At 65.6% G+C, this 2,587-nt stretch carries 3 protein-coding genes; all 3 read right to left on the bottom strand.

From position 1 onward, the window contains the following. Positions 1–663, bottom strand: a 663-nt coding sequence (gene dgoD / locus AB4Y86_RS16450) for a galactonate dehydratase (protein ID WP_441403249.1), incomplete at its 3' end; no start/stop codon positions are given. A 7-nt stretch (positions 664–670) separates the two neighbouring features. After that, positions 671–1,555 carry a carbohydrate ABC transporter permease gene (locus AB4Y86_RS16455; RefSeq protein WP_441403250.1) on the bottom strand — a complete coding sequence of 295 codons (885 nt, stop codon included), beginning with the start codon at positions 1,553–1,555 and terminating at the stop codon, positions 671–673. Then, positions 1,552–2,529, bottom strand: coding sequence for a carbohydrate ABC transporter permease (locus tag AB4Y86_RS16460; protein WP_441403251.1), 978 nt, complete (start codon positions 2,527–2,529; stop codon positions 1,552–1,554). Before AB4Y86_RS16460 ends, AB4Y86_RS16455 begins: the two co-directional genes overlap by 4 nt. Positions 2,530–2,587: the final 58 nt, after the last annotated feature.

Genomic DNA, 2,587 nt, shown 5'->3' on the forward strand with positions numbered 1-2,587 from the left:
CAGCAGGTGGGTGTTTTCCGGGACCACGGGTTCCTCGAGGAAGAACGGCCGGTACGGTTCCAGCAAGGGCGCCACGCGCCGGGCGTTGGCCAGGCTGAAGCGTCCATGGAAGTCGACGGCGACGTCGCGGTGGTCCCCGAGGACCTCGCGAGCGGCAGCGACCCGGCGGACGACGCCGTCGAGCTCGGCCACCGAGGCGATCGGGCTCATCCGGCCGCTGGCGTTCATCTTCACCGCGGTGAGTCCGACTTCCAGCTGCGCGCTGATCTGGTCCGCCACCTCGTTGGGCTCGTCGCCGCCCACCCAGCCGTACATCCGGATCCGGTCGCGGACGTGGCCGCCCAGGAGCTGGTGAACGGGAGTGTTAAAGTGCTTGCCGGCGATGTCCCACAGTGCCTGGTCCAGGCCGGAGACGGCACTGGCCAGGATGGGCCCGCCGCGGTAGAAGGAGCCCTTGGTCATGACCTGCCAGTGGTCCTCGATCCGCAGCGCGTCGTTGCCGATCAGCAGCTCGGAGAGCTGGTCGACGGCGGTGCGGACGGTTTCGCTGCGGCCCTCGCAGCTGGCCTCGCCCCAGCCGACGATCCCGCTGTCAGTCTCGATCCGGACGAAGAGCCAGCGCGGGGCGACGAGGAAGGTTTCAATCCTGCTGATGCGTGTCATGTGCTGCCTAGCCCTTGGTCGCCCCGGCGGTGAGGCCGGAGACGATGTACTTCTGCGTAAAGAGCGCAATGATCATGATCGGGATGGTGACCACCGTGGCCGCCGCCATGAGTCCGCCCCAGTCGATGCTGGCGTAGGAGACGAAGTCGAAGATCGCGACCGGCAGGGTCTTGGTCTTGGAACCGGAGAGCACCAGGGCGAACATGAAGTTGTTCCACGAGAAGATGAACGACAGGATCCCGGCGGTGGCGATGCCGGCAACGGACAGCGGCAGCGTGATGCGGCGGAACGCGCCGATCGGCGTGAGCCCGTCCACCTGGGCCGATTCCTCCAGTTCCAGCGGCATCGAATCGAAATAGCTCATCATGATGTAGACGATCAGCGGGAGGGCCACGAACATGTGGCTGAGGATCAGTACCTCGAAGCCGCCCACCATCTTCAGGTTGGAGAAGACGTAGTACCAGGGCACCAGCAGCGAAACACCCGGGATGACGCGGGCCATCAGGACCACCAGGGCCGAGCGGTGCATGGTGAATCGGCTCATGGCGTAGGCTGCCGGCACGCCAAGGACCAACGACAGGGCGGTGGAGACGAACGCCACCCAGAAGCTGTTGAAGATGAAGATGAAGTAGTTGTTGCGCTGCAGCACGTTGGCGTAGTTCTCGCCGGTGGGGGTGAAGACGAACGACTTGCCCGTGTCATAGATGTCCACGTTGGTCTTGAAGGATGCCAGCAGCATCCAGATCAGCGGGGCGACCAGGAACAGCACTACGGCGATCAGGGCCACGACCCGGAACACCTTGTAGACGCGGGTGGCGAGCGGCTTGCGGCGCCGCGGCTGGGCCGGGACGGCGGCGACGCGGGATTCGGTGGTCTGGTTCAGTACGGTCATTTGCTTACCGCTTTCTTGCGCATGGTCAGCAGCCACATGGTGATGATGATAATCATGAAGAACAGGATCAGCACCGCGGAGGAGAGTCCGTACTGGTTGTAGTCGAAGCTCAGGCCGTAGGCGTAGACGTTGAGCGTCTCCACCTCGTGGAAGGAGCCGCCGCCTTTGCCCTTGGTGGCGTAGAGGATGTCGAAGGTCTTCAGCGCGTCGATGCCGCGCAGCAGGATGGCGACGATCACGGTGGGCATCATGAGCGGCAGGGTGATGAAGAAGAAGCGCTGGAAGGCGTTGGCGCCGTCCATCCGGGCGGCTTCGTCCGGCTCCTCGGAGAGCGAGGTCAGGCCGGCCAGCAGGATCAGCACCACCATGGGGGTCCACTGCCAGATGTCCATGAAGATCGTGGTGCCCAGGGCGGTGTCCTGGCCGGAGAGCCAGGGCTGCGGCGGGATGCCGATCATGCCGAGGAGCTGGTTGGCGAAGCCGATGTTGGGGTCAAAGATCAGCCGCCACATCATGCCGACCGCCACCGGCGTGGCGACGAGCGGCAGCAGGATGGCGACCCGCACCCATTTTTCGCCGCGGAAGGGGCGCCACAGCAGCAGCGCGATGCCCATGCCCAGAACAACTTCGCAGAACAGCGCGACGCCGGTAAAGGTCAGCGTGCGGCCGACGGCGGGCCAGAACCGGTCGCCGTCGGCCAGCACCGTCGCGTAGTTCTCCAGGCCGACGAACTCGGACGCGGCGCGGACCGAGCCCTGCGAGTCGGTCAAGCTCAGGTACAGCGTCCACGCCAGCGGGAAGACGATCAGGACGCCGACGAAGATCATGGCCGGAGCGGCGAAGAGCCACTTGCGGTGCCGGTTCGCCCAGGCGGAGAAGGTATTCCGCGGCCCGGGGGTGCCGGCTGCGCCGCGGGAGGGCCCGCGGGAAGCGTCCCGCGTGGTCTCTCCGCGAGAGTTGTTCAGTACAGACATGGTTCACCTAAAGAGTTGGGGGTGAAGGTAAGAGCGTGGCCGCGGCGGGACGGCGGCC

The organism is Arthrobacter sp. 2YAF22_2, assembly GCF_052114645.1.
GTDB lineage: Bacteria > Actinomycetota > Actinomycetes > Actinomycetales > Micrococcaceae > Arthrobacter.

What these genes read in the sequence shown, in the direction of transcription:
- AB4Y86_RS16455 (WP_441403250.1), bottom strand. Translation starts at nt 1,555, where the DNA reads ATGACCGTACTGAACCAGACCACCGAATCCCGCGTCGCCGCCGTCCCG.
- AB4Y86_RS16460 (WP_441403251.1), bottom strand. Translation starts at nt 2,529, where the DNA reads ATGTCTGTACTGAACAACTCTCGCGGAGAGACCACGCGGGACGCTTCC.